The sequence below is a fragment of the Rhodopseudomonas sp. BR0C11 genome (assembly GCF_010820945.1).
Taxonomy (GTDB): Bacteria; Pseudomonadota; Alphaproteobacteria; order Rhizobiales; family Xanthobacteraceae; genus Rhodopseudomonas; species Rhodopseudomonas palustris_H.
In genome coordinates, this window is sequence record NZ_QTKI01000078.1 from 1 (window position 1) to 14,777 (window position 14,777).

Annotated in this window: 17 protein-coding genes and 1 pseudogene; 10 read left to right on the forward strand and 8 right to left on the reverse strand. The window is 64.4% G+C overall.

Annotation, left to right across the window (positions count from 1 at the left end):
- From DYI24_RS08875 to DYI24_RS08890, 4 genes are all read right to left on the reverse strand, one after another.
- Positions 1–935 (reverse strand): carbon-nitrogen hydrolase family protein (locus DYI24_RS08875; protein ID WP_164572028.1); only part of this gene is annotated, 935 nt, incomplete at its 3' end.
- 60 nt (positions 936–995) lie between these two features.
- Complete coding sequence (locus DYI24_RS08880) at positions 996–1,793, reverse strand: ABC transporter ATP-binding protein (protein ID WP_246701201.1); 798 nt, start codon at positions 1,791–1,793, stop codon at positions 996–998.
- Positions 1,794–1,828: 35 nt separating this feature from the next.
- Positions 1,829–2,821, reverse strand: a complete 993-nt coding sequence (locus DYI24_RS08885) for an ABC transporter substrate-binding protein (protein ID WP_164572030.1) — start codon at positions 2,819–2,821, stop codon at positions 1,829–1,831.
- 35 nt (positions 2,822–2,856) lie between these two features.
- Positions 2,857–3,642 carry an ABC transporter permease gene (locus DYI24_RS08890; protein ID WP_107345181.1) on the reverse strand — a complete coding sequence of 262 codons (786 nt, stop codon included), beginning with the start codon at positions 3,640–3,642 and terminating at the stop codon, positions 2,857–2,859.
- Positions 3,643–4,088: 446 nt separating this feature from the next.
- Between DYI24_RS08890 and DYI24_RS08895 the strand changes: the two genes are divergently transcribed.
- Both DYI24_RS08895 and DYI24_RS08900 read left to right on the forward strand, forming a co-directional pair.
- Positions 4,089–5,258, forward strand: coding sequence for a DUF2336 domain-containing protein (locus tag DYI24_RS08895; RefSeq protein WP_164572031.1), 1,170 nt, complete (start codon positions 4,089–4,091; stop codon positions 5,256–5,258).
- Positions 5,259–5,534: 276 nt separating this feature from the next.
- Positions 5,535–6,494, forward strand: coding sequence for an IS110 family RNA-guided transposase (locus tag DYI24_RS08900; protein WP_164572032.1), 960 nt, complete (start codon positions 5,535–5,537; stop codon positions 6,492–6,494).
- Positions 6,495–6,550: 56 nt separating this feature from the next.
- Here the strand turns inward: DYI24_RS08900 and DYI24_RS08905 are convergent, their stop codons facing one another.
- The gene (locus DYI24_RS08905) at positions 6,551–7,141 is read right to left on the reverse strand and encodes an Hpt domain-containing protein (RefSeq protein WP_164572033.1); all 591 of its coding nucleotides are present in this window, start codon (positions 7,139–7,141) and stop codon (positions 6,551–6,553) included.
- A gap of 17 nt (positions 7,142–7,158) precedes the next feature.
- A complete protein-coding gene (locus tag DYI24_RS08910) occupies positions 7,159–7,704 on the reverse strand; it encodes a response regulator (RefSeq protein WP_011158922.1) in 546 nt (181 codons plus the stop codon).
- A 226-nt stretch (positions 7,705–7,930) separates the two neighbouring features.
- On the opposite strand from DYI24_RS08910, the gene DYI24_RS08915 reads away from it, so the two are divergent.
- The 4 genes from DYI24_RS08915 to DYI24_RS08925 all read left to right on the forward strand — a co-directional run bounded on the left by DYI24_RS08915 (position 7,931) and on the right by DYI24_RS08925 (position 10,764).
- Positions 7,931–8,116, forward strand: a complete 186-nt coding sequence (locus DYI24_RS08915) for a hypothetical protein (RefSeq protein ID WP_234822247.1) — start codon at positions 7,931–7,933, stop codon at positions 8,114–8,116.
- 355 nt (positions 8,117–8,471) lie between these two features.
- Entirely contained in the window at positions 8,472–8,648 is a 177-nt protein-coding gene (locus DYI24_RS28030; RefSeq protein WP_011158920.1) for a hypothetical protein, read from the forward strand.
- Positions 8,649–8,908: 260 nt separating this feature from the next.
- On the forward strand, positions 8,909–9,613 hold the full coding sequence (locus DYI24_RS08920; RefSeq protein ID WP_164572034.1) for an SDR family oxidoreductase: 705 nt from the start codon (positions 8,909–8,911) through the stop codon (positions 9,611–9,613).
- Between the two features lie 218 nt (positions 9,614–9,831).
- Positions 9,832–10,764 (forward strand): hypothetical protein, encoded by a 933-nt coding sequence (locus DYI24_RS08925; protein ID WP_164572035.1) that lies wholly within the window; start codon positions 9,832–9,834, stop codon positions 10,762–10,764.
- 199 nt (positions 10,765–10,963) lie between these two features.
- Here the strand turns inward: DYI24_RS08925 and DYI24_RS08930 are convergent, their stop codons facing one another.
- The gene (locus tag DYI24_RS08930) at positions 10,964–11,788 is read right to left on the reverse strand and encodes an NAD kinase (protein ID WP_205523444.1); all 825 of its coding nucleotides are present in this window, start codon (positions 11,786–11,788) and stop codon (positions 10,964–10,966) included.
- Positions 11,789–12,095: 307 nt separating this feature from the next.
- Here DYI24_RS08930 and DYI24_RS08935 point away from each other — a divergent pair, with 307 nt between their 5' ends.
- The 4 genes from DYI24_RS08935 (at position 12,096) to DYI24_RS08950 (ending at position 14,387) form a co-directional block, all read left to right on the forward strand.
- Positions 12,096–12,392, forward strand: coding sequence for a His-rich protein BRANT (locus tag DYI24_RS08935; protein ID WP_107345173.1), 297 nt, complete (start codon positions 12,096–12,098; stop codon positions 12,390–12,392).
- A 92-nt stretch (positions 12,393–12,484) separates the two neighbouring features.
- Positions 12,485–12,904, forward strand: a complete 420-nt coding sequence (locus tag DYI24_RS08940; protein WP_164572036.1) for a hypothetical protein — start codon at positions 12,485–12,487, stop codon at positions 12,902–12,904.
- A gap of 188 nt (positions 12,905–13,092) precedes the next feature.
- Positions 13,093–13,806, forward strand: a complete 714-nt coding sequence (locus DYI24_RS08945; protein WP_199851837.1) for an outer membrane protein — start codon at positions 13,093–13,095, stop codon at positions 13,804–13,806.
- 467 nt (positions 13,807–14,273) lie between these two features.
- On the forward strand, positions 14,274–14,387 hold the full coding sequence (locus DYI24_RS08950; RefSeq protein WP_107356214.1) for a sodium:solute symporter: 114 nt from the start codon (positions 14,274–14,276) through the stop codon (positions 14,385–14,387).
- A gap of 113 nt (positions 14,388–14,500) precedes the next feature.
- Here the strand turns inward: DYI24_RS08950 and DYI24_RS08955 are convergent.
- Positions 14,501–14,777, reverse strand: a pseudogene (locus DYI24_RS08955) (methyl-accepting chemotaxis protein); the annotation flags it as partial.

Below are 14,777 nucleotides of genomic sequence, written 5' to 3' on the forward strand. Positions count from 1 at the left end.
TCCGCGACGTTGCACTCGGGCGTCACGTGCATCTGCACCGCCGCCACCTTGGTCACGGATTTCGACGGGATCAGCGGACGATCGGCAGCGCCATAGACCGGGGTCTTCTCATAGGGCAGCGCCATGATGCCGTAGGTCTCGGGGCGGCGATCGGCGATCTTGTCGTTGGCGGTGTAGATCGACTTGTCGGCAGCGGCGTCGAGATCGATCGTGGCGATCGATAGGCCGTGGGTGTCGTACGGCACCTTGGAGAGCACGCGGCCCTTCGGATCGACGATCATGCTGCCGCCCGGATAGTAGATCGAGCGCTCATAACCGGCCTTGGTGGCGGCCACCAGCCAAACGCCGTTTTCATAAGAGCGCGCCGGGCCCCACATGTCGGCCTGGTCCATCGCGAAGAAGTTCGCCATGTCGACGATCACTTCGGCGCCCTGCATCGTCATGGCGCGGAAGATCTCGGGGATGCGGCCGTCGAAGCAGATCAGGAGGCCGATCTTGCCGAGGTCGGTATCGACCACCGGGCAGCCGCGCTCGCCGAACGCGAACCAGTTCTGATCGTGAGTGGCGAGGAATTGCTTGTGATAGTGGCAGGCGACCTCGCCCTTGCGGTCGAACATGATGCCGGTGTTGAAGATCTTCTCTTTGGCCGGATCCCATTCGGTGATGCCGCTGGCGATATAGACGCCGTGCTTGCGGCTCAGCGCCGCCAGCGCCTTGACGAACGGGCCATCGGTCAGCGTCTCGGCCAGTTCGCGGCAATGCTCGGGCGAGTCGAACAGATAGCCGGTGTCCATGCATTCCGGGAACACGATCAGTTCGGCACCCTGCCGGACGGCGTCCTCGACGTAAGCTGTCGCGAGCGCGATGTTGAAATCGAAATCGCCCAACTTGGCGAGTGTCTGCACCGCAGCGGCGCGAAACCGGCGCTTCGTCATGTCAGTCTCCAGATTGTAGGGATGGTTCGGATCTCTCAGGCCCGGCTCAGCCGGCGCCCGTCATTTCTTCACTTCCTGCCAGAAGCGATCGAGGCAGTGACGCTTGAGCGTCATGAACGCATCGCCGGTGGTGACGGCACGGTCGCGCGGCCACGGCAGACCGATCTCGACGATCTCGGCGACCTTGGTCGGGCGCCGCGTCAACAGCACCAGCTTGTCGGCTTGCTCGATCGCCTCGTCGAGGTCGTGCGACACCAGCAGCATCGTGGTCTTCGTCTTCATGAAGATCTTCTGCAGCTGCTCGCGCATCGACATCGTCATCTCGTAGTCGAGCGCCGAGAACGGTTCGTCGAGAAACAACACCTCCGGCTCGGTCACCAATGCACGCAGGATCGACACCGTCTGCTGCTGCCCGCCCGATAGCGTGTAGGGATAGGCATTGAGATCGATGCGGATCTCAAACTCGGCCAGCAGCTTCTCGATCCGCCGCTTGCGCTCGGCGCGCGGTACGCCCATCACCTTGAGCGGGTAGTGGATGTTGTCGATCGCCTTCAGCCAGGGAAACAGCGCTTCGCGATAGTTCTGGAACACGTAGGAGATTCGCGTCTCGCTGATGCGCTGGCCGTCGTAAAGCACCTCGCCGGCGTCCATCGGCATCAAGCCCGAGATCATGTTGATCAGCGTGCTCTTGCCGCAGCCGTTGGGACCGAACACCGAGATGAACTGGCCGAGCGGCAAGTCCAGGTCGAAGCCGTCGTAGATGACGGCGTCGTTGAACGTCTTGCGCAGGCCGCGGATCGTCATCTTCACCTGCCGACCGGGCTTCGCGGCGGGGGGCGTCGGTGCAGTTTCGGTCATCGGCTCCGGCCGCAATTGGAGGACGCTGCTTGGGCTCATTCGCCGAGATCCGCCTTGGTGAGCAGCTTCTCGCGAACGTTGATCGGCCCCGGCACCACGCCTTCGGCAACGAATACGTCGACCAGCGCCTGATAGGATTTGACATCTGTGTCGTTGAGATCCTTGAAGCCGCGCAAGTAAGGCTGCGCCACCAGATCGAGCTGATCGGCCTTGATCGGCGTGTAGGCCGGCAGAACCGCTTTGTATTTGTTGAAGTCGGCGTTGACGAGGTCGGTGGCCTGGTCGATCACCGCAACGACGCGGCGGGCGACGTCGGGGCGCTCGGTCATGAACTTGGTCGTCATCACCGAGGCGCCGGAGTAGAACGGATCGGCGATCACGCTGGCGACCGGATTGGTCATCGCGCGCTTGGCCTTGCCGGAGGCGACCGCGATCGAGCCGACCGGCTCCAGCGACAGCGTGGCATCGGCCGTGCCGCCGACCACCGCCGGCACCTGCATCGCGACCGCGAGATCGACCAGCTTGACGTCCTTGTCCGGATCGAGGCCCGCCGCTTTCACCATGTGGCGGGAGATCGTCCGCCATTGGATGCCGGGCACGTGGCCGAGCGTCTTGCCCTTGAGATCGGCGAAGCTCTTGATGGTGCTGTCCGGCTTGACGATCAGCCCGTCATTGATGCGGTCGACCTTGATGCCGCCGCCCTGCAGCCCGAAGATCTTCAGCTTGCCGGGAAATTTCGACTCCGCGATCATCGCGATGCCGGCGGCAGCGCCGGGCGGACCGAAATCGGCGCGGCCGGCGATCAGCGCGTCGATGATCTGGTTCGGCGATTCCATCTTGGCGGAGTCGATCTCGATGCAGGCCTTCTCGAACAGCTTCTGATCGAGCGCGACGTAGTAGGCGGTGGTCTGCATGATCGGCAGCCAGGCCGCAGTGACCTTGTCCATCTTGTCGCAGGCCGCGTGCGCGCCGCCGACGGTGGAGAGCGCAGCCGTCAGCGTGGCGGCCAGCAGGAATGATTTGGACATCGTCGTCTCCTTGTGAACGAGGGCAGCGGTGCGGATCATTTGCCCGACCAGTGGATGATCGAGCGCTCGATAAACAGCAGGATCAGATTGAGGCCGTAGCCCATCGCGCCGGCGATCAGGATCGAGCCGTACATGTCGGTGAGCGAGTAGGAGATCTGCGCATCGATGATGCGGTGGCCCATGCCGTCGGTGGCGCCGATGAACATCTCGGCGACGATGATCACCACCAACGCCAGCGACACCGCCGTGCGGAGTCCGATGAAGGTCTGCGGCAGGGTCTCGAAGAAGATGACGTCGCGGAAGATCCGCAGCGAGGATGCGCCCATCGAACGCGCGGCGAGGATGCGGGTCTGCCGCGCATTCATCACGCCGTAGGCGACATTGAACACGATCACCAGCCACGCCGCGAATGCCGCCACCGCGATCTTGGCGAGATCGCCGAGCCCGAACAGCAGCAGAAACAGCGGAAACATCGCTGTCGCCGGCGTCGAGCGGAAGAAGTCGACGATGAATTCGACCGAGCGATACACCGCTGCCTTGGCACCGAGCACGATGCCGACCGGTACGCCCGCGACGATCGCAATCGCGATCGAGTAAGCGACGCGGACCATGGTGTGCCAGAAATCCTTGGTCATGCTGCCGGACCAGATCGCAGCAGCGGTGTCGCGAAGGGTGTCGACCGGGGAGGGCAGCAGATCCTTGTTGACCCAGCCGCCACGCGCGGCGAGCCACCAGATGCCGAACAGCAGCAGCGGGCCGACAGCGAGTTCGGTCGCCCGCCGCAACCTTGCCGTGGTGGCTTTCGAGATGGCTGTTTGCACGGCGCTCTCCTGCTGATCAGGTCGAAGTCGTTAGTTAGTACGCTCATCATCGCTGACGGCGGCGGGATGAAAATGACGAATTGTGCAACGCAATGTGCAAAACTGCATATTCAAATCGGCAGGATGAGCGATCAATCTGTAATCATACACTGTCGAGATTGTGGGCAGTCTGGCGCCTTCCGCGGCTTCGCGAGCTGCAGCGTGTGGAGTTCGGAGACGACGAGGCATCGCGGTGCGGAGCTATTCGTTCGCGGAGCGGCTGCAACTTCGTGGTGGCACGCGGACGTCTGTGGCTGGGCAAGTTTCCGCCCCGCGGTGGAGCCTTAACGAAACGTCAACGAACTCAGCCGGTTATGGTGAACCCTTTGTTAAGGGGCATGGTTTATTGATCGTTTATGAGAGGCGCCGAACAGGCGTGAGGTGAAGTTGCGTCGGCCGGAAGTGTCATGATTGTTCGGCAGTTCATCAGTTGGATCCGTCACGCACCGGCCGGCGAACGCGCCGAAGCCACCCGCGCTCTCGCCCGCGCCTGGCTGATTTCCGATCTCACGATCGACGACCGTATCGCCGCCGAAGGCGCGCTGCTGCTGATGCTGGATGATCCCGCTGCCCAAGTGCGGCAGGCGATCGCCGAAGTGTTCGCATCCCATCCCGACGCCCCGCCGACGATCGTGCGCGCGCTCGCCGCCGATCAGGCCTCGGTGGCTCTGCCGGTGCTGGAGTTCTCGCCGCTACTGCTCGACGCCGATCTGGTCGACATCGTCGCCACCGGCGACAACGCCGTGCAATGCGCGGTGGCGCGGCGTTTCCCACTGCCCGCCGCGGTGTGCGCGGCAATCGCCGAGGTCGGCTCACCCGCCGCGGCGCTGGAGCTGATCGAAAACCCGCACGCCGAGCTGGCGCCGTTCTCCTGGGACCGCATCGTCGAGCGTCACGGCCATCTCGCGGCGATCCGCGAGTCGATGCTGGCGCTGCCCGATCTGCCGGCGGCGACGCGGCTGGCGCTGGTGGCGAAGCTGTCCGACACCTTGCAGCAATTCGTGGTGGCGCGCGGCTGGCTCAGCGCCGACCGCGCCGCGCGCGCGACCGGCGAGGCGATGGATCGCTCCACCATCACGATCGCGTCGCGCGCCCGCGGCGCCGACATGGCGGCGTTGATGCGGCATCTGTGCGAGACCCGCACGCTGACTGCGGGACTGATCCTGCGCGCGCTGCTATCCGGCAATCTCCTGCTGGTCGAACACGCGCTCGCCGAACTCTCCGGCACCCCGCCGGCGCGGGTTGCGGCGCTGCTCGCCGACGGCGGCCGCGCTTCGCTCAACGCGCTGCTTGGCCGCGCCGGGCTGCCGGAAACCGTGTTTCCGGCGTTCCGCGCCGCGCTCGCCGCCGAGCGTGAGATCGGCTTCGTCGCCAATGAATCCAGCGCCGCACGGCTGCGCCGCCGCATGGTCGAGCGGGTTTTGACCCAGTGCGAGACCGATCCGGATGCGGCCGGTCCGCTGCTGATCCTGCTGCGCCGCTTCGCCACCGAATTCGCCCGCGAAGAAGCCGCCGCGCTGCGCGACGAAGTGATCGCCGAAGAATCCAGCTGGCGCTACGCACCGGTCGCGGCGTAGCACAGCCCTGCAAGCCAACGATGATTCATTCCGGGGCGCTTGCGTAGCAAGCGAACCTGGAATCTCGCGCTGGTGAGAGCTCGGCGCCGTCACAACCTCTGGATTCCTGTATCTGCGATGTGCTGGTGCATAGTCAGCACGACGGAGGCCGCTCGGTGGATTCCCGGCCGATCATCTCGCCGTAACCCGGTGCGGGCGCCTCTGTCGGTGTTGCTTGATCGAACAGTCGCACGGGCATTGCCGTTGCGGTGATCGCCCGCATACAGGACCGATCCCATGACGATTGCAGTGCCGCTTGCGGTTGCGGCCGGCGTCGATGCCGGCCAACGTTTTCTCGATGTCGCGCTGGCTCCGTCGGGCCAGACCTTCCGGATGCCTAATCTGGCCGAGGGCATCGCCCAGATCATCGCCCGCCTCGAACGCTCCGGCGTCAGGCGGGTGGTTCTGGAGGCGATCGGTCCCTATGCCGAACCGCTGGTCAGAGCGCTTTCGGTCGCCGGCTTCGAAGTCGGCATCGTCAATCCGCGCCGGATCAAGGCGTTCCGCGAGGCCGAAGGCGGCCGCGCCAAGACCGACAGGCTGGACGCGCGGCTGATTGCGCGCTCCGCTCTCACTATGCCCGAGACCCTGCGCCCCCTGCCGACCGACACCCAACTCGAGCTGAAGGCGTTGTCGCTGCGACGCCGCCAGCTCACCGAGATGATCGCGATGGAGAAGACCCGGATGAAGCAGGTCCGCGGCACGCTCCTGCTCGATAGTCATCGGGCCGCGATCGCTGCGTTGTCGGCGCAGTGCCAAGCCATCGAGGCCGAACTCGCCAGGCGCATCGGCGACGACGCCGAACTCCGCCGCGTCCTTCACATCCTCAAATCGATCCCCGGCATCGGCGAACGGGTGGCTACGCTCCTCATCACCGACCTACCCGAACTCGGCCAGCGCGATCGCAAGGCCATCGCCAGCCTCGCAGGGCTCGCGCCGCACGTCAGCCAATCCGGCGCAGCGCCGCCTCGCGCCGCCATCGCCGGCGGACGTCCTTGCGTTCGCGCCGCCCTCTACATGGCCGCCATGGTCGCCGCCCGCCACCACCCCAAGCTCCGCGACGACTACAACGCCCTTCGCCTGCAAGGAAAACCCGGAAAGGTCGCGCTCATCGCAATCGCCCGAAAACTGCTCGTCACAGCCAACGCACTCGTCAAAGCCGACACGCCATATCAAGGTAACACCCTTGACACATGAGACAGTCGCCGGGTTCGCCGCTACGCGGCGCCCCGGAATGACAAACCATCGGCGAACTACTCCTCCGGCGCGATGCTCGGGGCGAGGATGGCTTCGAGGTGTTCGGGGCGATCGCGGTTGACGGCGGCGAGGTAGTCGTCGGCGACACCTCGGAGCTTGCGGTTTAGCGCGCGTTGCACCTCGGACTTCTGGCCGCCGGCGCCTTCGCGGACGATCGCCTGGATCGCGGCGACGTGGTTGGCGATCAGTTCGGCCGGCACTTTGGCGAGATCGGGCGCGTGCTCGATGATCCGGCACAGGCTGGCGGCGGTCGCGGCCGCGGCCGGAAAGCCGAAGGTGGCGGCGTCGCCCTTGATGTCGTGGGCGGCGCGAAACAGCGCGGCGCGGCTGTCCTTGGTGACGCCGTCACGCACCAAATCGGCATGGGCGGCGGCGAGCCGCTGGCATTCCTCGGCCATCCAGTCGCCGAACTCGCCGGACAGCGAGGCCAGCGCGGCTTCGGCGCGCGCCACCGGATCGTCGGCGGTCTCGGCCGGGGCGTCCTCCGCCAGCCGCCGCATCGCGCGGCGCAGCGGGTTGGCCTGGGTGATCACCTGATGGGTCGGGAAGGTCGCGACCTGAATGTCGCCGGGGCGTGGCTTGCTCATGGCTGTCGAAACGCCTGCTAGGTGTTGACCCGGGCCTTATCGAGCAGCGACGGCTGCTGGATTATGTCCGCTTCGCCGCCGTGGCGCCGCTCCGGGCCGATATAGCCGGCGGTGGTGTTGCGGCGGCGGTCGGGGCCGAAGTAATTGCGGGTGCGGATGAACGGGCGCGGGCTCGCCACCACGTTGAGGATGCGCTGATACAGGCCCTTCGACGAGATCGGCTTGGCGAGGAATTCGGTGACGCCGGCATCGCGCGCCAGCGTGACGCGGCGCTTTTCCGAGTGCGCGGTCAGCATGATGATCGGCGCGTATGGATTGCCCTTGGCTTCCGGCTGCCGGATCATCTGCGCCAGCTCCAGCCCGTCGAAGATCGGCATTTCCCAATCGGTGATCAGGATGTCGGGCGAATAATGGCTGTACATTTCCAGCGCGGTGGCGCCGTCTTCGGCCTCATAGACCTCGCGGGTGCCGAACGAGTGCAGCAGCGTGCGCAGGATGCGCCGCATGTGCGGATTGTCGTCGCAAATCAGGAAGCGCAGCTTGTTGAAGTCGATCCGATACATGGCCCGGCCCGGGAGCGCTGTGCGCCGATAAACGTTGCGTTAACGATAGCGGCGCGTCGTTAAGGAAGGGTTGAGGGGCCGGACGACGGGCAGGCGCACGGCGAGGGGGCGACTTTGGGCTGCGACCGGATATCGCACCTTTGGCGAATCCGGCGGCGCGAGATCGCAGTGGCGGTGGAACCCGAAATCGTGCCGACTAGGGAGTGTACTGATTCGGATGGCGCGCATGACCACGACCACCCCGCATTGCCCGACCTGCAACCTTCCGCTGGAGCTGATCGGCAATCGGCCGCTGGTGCAGGGCTATCAGGTGCGCGAATACAAATGCTCGACCTGCGAGACCGTGACCCACCGCGCGATGCCGTGGGACCACTCGCTGACCGAGCCGCACGGACCGTTCTATCACGAGTAGCTTCGATGCGATCACGCCCCGCACCGGCCGGACCGTCCGCGGCACGATCGCTTCCCGACATCCCGCTTGCTGATAGAGGTCGCCGCGGTGCACGTCGCTCGCGCCGCTTAGCAGTGCGTCACGCTTGCCATGCGCGCCCTCGTTGCGCTGCACTGCACAACAGAACATTTAATCAGCGATTATCCATCGCACACGACAGACGCATTGGAGCGACGATCGGTTGTTCCCGGTCATTCATGATTATGACTCCGGCGCCTAGCATCATGTATCGTTCATGCAGCGACGCAGCCGGCTGTCCCAGCCGGCCTGTGCGCCACGCGGCCCGCGGCCGTGCTCATCAAGGAAAGGGACGACCATGGGTGACGACGTCGTAGCGTTCGCAGTGTTCACGCTGATCTGCAGCGCGTTCCTCGCCGGACTGATGTTCAACTACACCCGCCGCATCAACCGCCTGCGTAGCACCGTCTCCGCCCTGACCACCCTGACCGAGCTAGTCCCGCAACCGGTGCCGGTGCGCAGCAAGAAGGGCTGATCGCCCGTCCGACGTCTTTCACAAGACGCGGGAAAGCCTCTCCCCCAGTCATTCCGGGGCGCGCGCAATGCGCGCGAACCCGAAATCTCTCGTCGCGTACGGCATGGCCATGCGCCCCGTCGCATCGTAGAGCCTACATCCTTCGTCTCTGATTGCTTTGTGATCGCACCGCGCCGCGCCGCCGTTCGCACGGCCCGCCGTTGCTGCTATCACGCGCCGGGCAGGCCGGTGCCGGCCCGCAGCAGCAGATGGAGGCAAGCATGGCAGTCGACAAAGTAGCCCTGATCACCGCGGGCGGTAGCGGCATGGGAGCTGCGGCGGCGCGCCGGCTGGCCGCGGACGGCTTCCGCGTCGCAGTGCTGTCGTCGTCGGGCAAGGGCGAAGCGCTGGCGCGCGAGCTCGGCGGCTTCGGCGTCACCGGGTCGAACCAGTCGAACGACGATCTGAAGCGCCTGGTCGATCAGGCGATGGCGCAGTGGGGCCGCATCGACGTGCTGGTCAACAGCGCCGGCCACGGCCCGCGCGCGCCGATCCTCGAGATCACCGACGAGCAATGGCATCAGGGGCTCGACGTCTATTTCCTCAACGTCGTCCGCGCCACGCGGCTGGTGGCGCCGATCATGCAGCAGCAGAAGGCCGGCGCCATCATCAACATCTCGACCGCCTGGGCGTTCGAGCCGAGCGCGATGTTTCCGACCTCGGCGGTGGCGCGGGCCGGGCTCGCCGCCTACACCAAGATCTTCGCCGACCAATACGCCGCCGACAACGTCCGGATGAACAACGTGCTGCCGGGGTGGATCGACAGCCTGCCGGCCACCGAACAGCGCCGCGACACCGTGCCGATGAAGCGCTACGGCACCAGCGCCGAAATCGCCGCCACCATCGCTTTCTTGGCTTCCGACGGCGCCGCCTACATCACGGGGCAGAACATCCGGGTGGATGGGGGTCTGACGCGGTCGGTGTGAGGAAGGTTATCTCAGGGGCGCGACCGTCCCACGCCGGCAACAGAAGCCGCACCGCGGAGCCTCTTGCCACATGCCTGGGCCATCGGATTGTCTAACGTTGGATCATCAATCGGTTTGCTCGAATTGTCGTCCGGCAGCAACGAGGGTAAAGTGCTGTCTTCTCGAAGAAGCTGCGCTGCGAAGTCTATTGAATTCTGCGCCGAAGTGATTTGTTCAGAATGGCTATTGATCTCGATAAAGACAGACCGGTCAGATTTCCAATAACATGGCTATCTTACAAGAGTCGTATCCGGCGTGACCTCGATCGCGCGTATGCCTCTGAGGGCGGAGAAACATATTTTGATTCAGAATACGTTGCTCAACTGAGTGCGCAAGCAAAGCAATTGGAAGAGTGGACGATAAAGTTGTTGGTCCTGCAAATCGCCATGACTGCGTTTCAGGTGGTAGGATTTTTGGGAAACGAAGCGTCTATCTCACTCTTTGGAGTAACGTTGAAGCAAGCCGTTGGTGTGAAAGAGATCTTGATTGCGTTCTATGCAACCGTCGCTTTGGCGACGTGGACGCTGATGATTTCAAAGGAGACGACACTAACGATCTTGGAAAGATTGACTGAGCTTTCGACGGATGAATCGTTTGCCAATTTTGGCAAGATTGCCAATCCCACGTCGTTCAGTATCAAGTTCTATGCTTCACGATTGTATGAAGATTGGATGTTTCCTACTCGGCTTAATACGGCATTATTCGTTGTTATTTTGATCGTTGCCGCGATGATATTCATCGCAATTTTTGTTTTTTCTTGCGCTGTGAATGTAGTCTTTGTCTTGGATATTTACCGGAATCCGACTCTCGGGATTTGGTCAAACTTCGTTCTTTGCTATGTCGGGCTGGTGATGATTTTCGGGCTTCTTTTTATCGCTAGGTTCTATGTTCCCCAGCCATACAGAGACCAAAGCGTGTTGCTGGAATTGAAGGCGTTGGAGGAGGCTGATCCGGCCCTCTATCGCCGCAAGCGGGCTGAAATCTATGGCCCTTCTTCCATTTACCGGAAGTCTAGCTGGCCGTTTCGCGTTAGGAATCTTGTGTCTCTTTTGAAGGGTAGATTGGTCTCGGCGAAAGCTGCGATCATGGAAGCAGTTTGTAGATTTCGCTGAGGCATGCGTTGATCGTGTCGCCTCACCAACGAAATGGCACCCTTCGAGGGGCTACCGAGTAATCCTCAGAGCTGGCATTGGATTAATCTGTTGGCGAGGTAGCAAAAGTTACGGCGGTGGCATGCCCGCTGCGCTGACGCAAATAATCTGAGATTTGGCGTTGGTTGGCAGGCGGGCCACCACGATGTCGTGCTGTCCCTCAATACCCAAACTGCTCGCTCAAGATCCGCTCTTCCAGGCTGTGCCCCGGATCGAACAGCATCCGCATCGCGATGGTCTTGTCGGAGATCACTTCGACGCGGCGGACGTCGCGGGCTTCGTCGTGGTCGGCGACGGCGGCGACTGGGCGCTTGTCGACTTCGAGCACGTCGATCACCACGTAGGCGGTGTCGGGCAAGAGCGCGCCGCGCCAGCGGCGCGGGCGGAACGGTGAGATCGGAGTCAGCGCCAGCAGTTGGGCGTTCATCGGCAGGATCGGGCCCTGCGCCGACAAATTGTAGGCGGTAGAGCCCGCCGGGGTCGCGACCATGATGCCGTCGGCGACTAGCTCGCTCATCCGCTCGCGCTCGTCGATGCTGATGCGCAGCCGCGCCGCCTGATGGCTCTGGCGAAACAGCGACACCTCGTTGATGGCATGATGGATGTGCACCTCGCCGTAGATGTCGGTGGCGCGCATCAAGAGCGGATGGATCACGGTCTCGCGCGCGGCGGCGAGGCGGGCGCGCAAGTCCACCGTCGAATACTCGTTCATCAGGAAGCCGACGGTGCCGCGATGCATGCCGTAGATCGGTTTGCCGCTGCGCATTTGCTGATGCAGCGTCTGCAGCATCAAGCCGTCACCGCCGAGCGCGACCACGACGTCGGCCTCGTGCGGCTCGGCATTGCCATAGAGATGCACCAGCTGCGCCAGCGCGGCCTGCGCCTCGGCGCTGGTCGAGGCGACGAAGGCGATGCGGTCGGTCGCGATGCGCGGCGAAACGGGACGGGAAGAAGCGGTGCGGTCTTGCCGCGCGGACGTGCTCATCGAAGGCGGCCTCTGACGGCGGCGGACGGCTGACAGGCCATCGTGGTGCCGGCCGCCTCTCACCGTCGCCGGTCTATACGACCTGCCCGGGGGTGTCGAGGCGAGCAGGTGAGGGCGCCTGTCGGCTTCGGCGCTGCGCCAGCGTGCATGACCAAAAATTAATGCTGATGAACGGAAGCCATCGGCGGCCGTCAGGTGCGGTTCAGTGCCGCGGATCTAGGGTCGGCACCGTGATCGAGCACCCGGCCGCTCCGGCCCCGCGTTCGGATCAAGCGAATTTCGAACCGACTGTTCAAGGAGACCCACCATGATCAAGACCCTGTCCGCCGCGCTCGTCGCCGTTTCGATGCTGGCCGCCCCGGCGCTCGCCGCCTCCGCCGACAAGACCCCGGCCGCGCCGGCCACCACCCAGACCGCGCCGGCCGGCAAGACCGCGCAGGCTGCCCCGGTGCAGAAGCAGGCCGGCAAACATCACGCCCAGCGCCACGTCGGCAAGCACCACGCCTCCAAGCATCACGCCAAGCACCAGGCGATGAAGCAGCCGGTCGCCAAGCAGCATCTGTCCAAGGCGTCGATCCGCCACATCGCGCCGAAGCGCGGCTGATCCTCAGCCGTCCCAACGCCCGCCGTGCCGCGCTTCCCCTCGCGGCGCGGCGGGCGATTGATTTCGCCGCCCGGCACGCTATTGCATGAGGCATGCGCCGTCTCGCGATCCCATTGCCGACCTTCCTGCGCCCGCTGCGCGCTGCTTTGGCGCTGCCGCTCGCGGCGCTGCTCGGTGCCTGCGCGATCGGCGGCTCGATGTCGTTCGATACCGATCCGCCGCAGCCGTTTCCGGTGAACTATCGCAGCGAGATCCCGGCCTTCCTGCGGACCTATCTCAACAACCCCTCGGGCCTGCGCGATGCCGCAATGGCCGAGCCGGTGCAGCGGCCGGTCGACGGCCGGGTGCGCTGGGTGTCGTGCCTGCGCTTCACCCCGCGCGGCGGCACGCTGCAGGACATGGCGATCGTGCATGTCGACGGCCGGCTCGACCGGGTCGCGCAGCATGCCGGCGAGCTGTGCACCGGCGTCGTTTATGCGCCGTTTTCCGAACTGGAAAAATTGTCGCGCTGATCCCGACCGGATCGCAATCTGCCGCGACTAATCTGATGCCGGCTTGGCAGGGACGGGTTCCCGAGTGTTGCGGCGTCGTCACAGTCCTGCTGAATGATTGCTACGCCGTCGCCACCGGGCAACCAAACGATTGCCATGCTGTTTTGAGCACATCGGAACGCATCGAAAGAGGGACGACGATGAAGACGATGAAGAACACTCTGCTCGGCGCAGCGGCGGTGATCGCGCTCTCCGCTCCCGCCTTTGCCGCCGACCTGCCGCCGCGGCCCTACACCAAGGCCGCGCCCGCCTATACGGCGCCCGAGGTGGTTTACAACTGGACCGGCTTCTATGTCGGCGGCCACGTCGGCGGCGCCTGGGCCGGCGATAACAACATCACCGGCAACTCCGGCCGCTTCTTCGGCGGTGTCCAGGGCGGTGCGGACTATCAGTTCGCCACCAACTGGGTGATCGGTATCGAAGCCCAGTATAGCTGGATGTCGTCGAACAACACCGGCGTGATCTTCCCGGGTGGCAGCACCGCGACCGAAGACACCCGCGGCCTCGGCTCGGTCACTGGCCGACTCGGTTACGCCTGGGGCCCGACGCTGGTTTACGCCAAGGGCGGTTACGCCTGGCGCGACAGCGATCTCAGCGTCGCCGCGCTCGGCGGCGTGCCGTCCGGCTACACCACCAGCGGCAGCCGCAACGACGGCTACACGGTCGGCGCCGGCCTCGAATACATGTTCGCGCCGAGCTGGTCGGCCAAGGTCGAGTACCAGTACTACAAGTTCGGCGATACCACCTTCACCGGTGGCCCGGCGGACGTGGTCGGCACCTCGTTCCGCAACGACGAGCACACCGTCAAGGCCGGTATCAATTACCGCTTCGGCTGGGGTGGACCGGCGGTCGCCAAATACTGATCGGCGATCCGCTAAGTATCGATCCCGCCTCACGAATCGCAGCTTCAAGGCCGGCCTCAGCGCCGGCCTTTTTGCGTCAGCCGGAAGGACGCCGGGAGTCGGGAATCGAAGGTTAACGAGGGTTAAATCCGGCGAAAAATATCGCTTGGGACTCCAAGGCTAGAATCACCCGATGGTCCGGTCATGACATCGGGTTCCAACATGACGACGATCCTGAAAACCCGCATCGATAGCGCTCCGTTCGGCCTCACCCTGGCGTTGCTGGGGGCCTGCGCGGTCAATCTCACCGTTCTGGTGCGGTGGCTGTGAGCGCTGGAATGCCTGCCGCCGCCGCGGTTGACCGGCATCAAAGCCGGCCCGCGCCGCGCAGCAATAATCGCGCAAGAGTTGCGGCGCCGCGGATGCGACGCCGCCGATCGTAGCAGCCGTTTGGGCTACTACCCCCGTCCTTGCGGAGGACTGATCCGATGAGCGAGACCGACCTATTGGTAGTGGTTGCGGCCGGCCTGTCGACCTTGGTGATCTGGCTCGGCGTCGTCATCCAGGGCCGCATCGCCGCGGCGCTCGCCTCGCGGCACTGATCCCCGAGTACCGCCAGCCGCGCTCTTGGGCTGGCTCTGAAAACAGAACCGGCGCCACGCGGGCGCCGGTGGTGATTGGTTGGCTCGGCTCAGCCGCGAGGATGCGTGCCGTGTCAGGCGGCGCGTACCGTGCTGAGAAACTTCGCGACCTCGCTGCGCAGCCGCTCGCTGTCGCGAGACAGCCCTTGGGCGGCCGACAGCACTTGGCTCGACGCCGAGCCGGTCTCGGTGACGCCGTGCTGTACCTCGACGATGTTCGACGACACCTGCTGGGTACCTTGCGCAGCCTGCTGCACGTTGCGGGAGATTTCCTGCGTAGCAGCGCCTTGCTGTTCAACTGCCGCAGCAATCTTCGAGGAGATCTCCGACATCTTGGCGATGGTCTCGCCG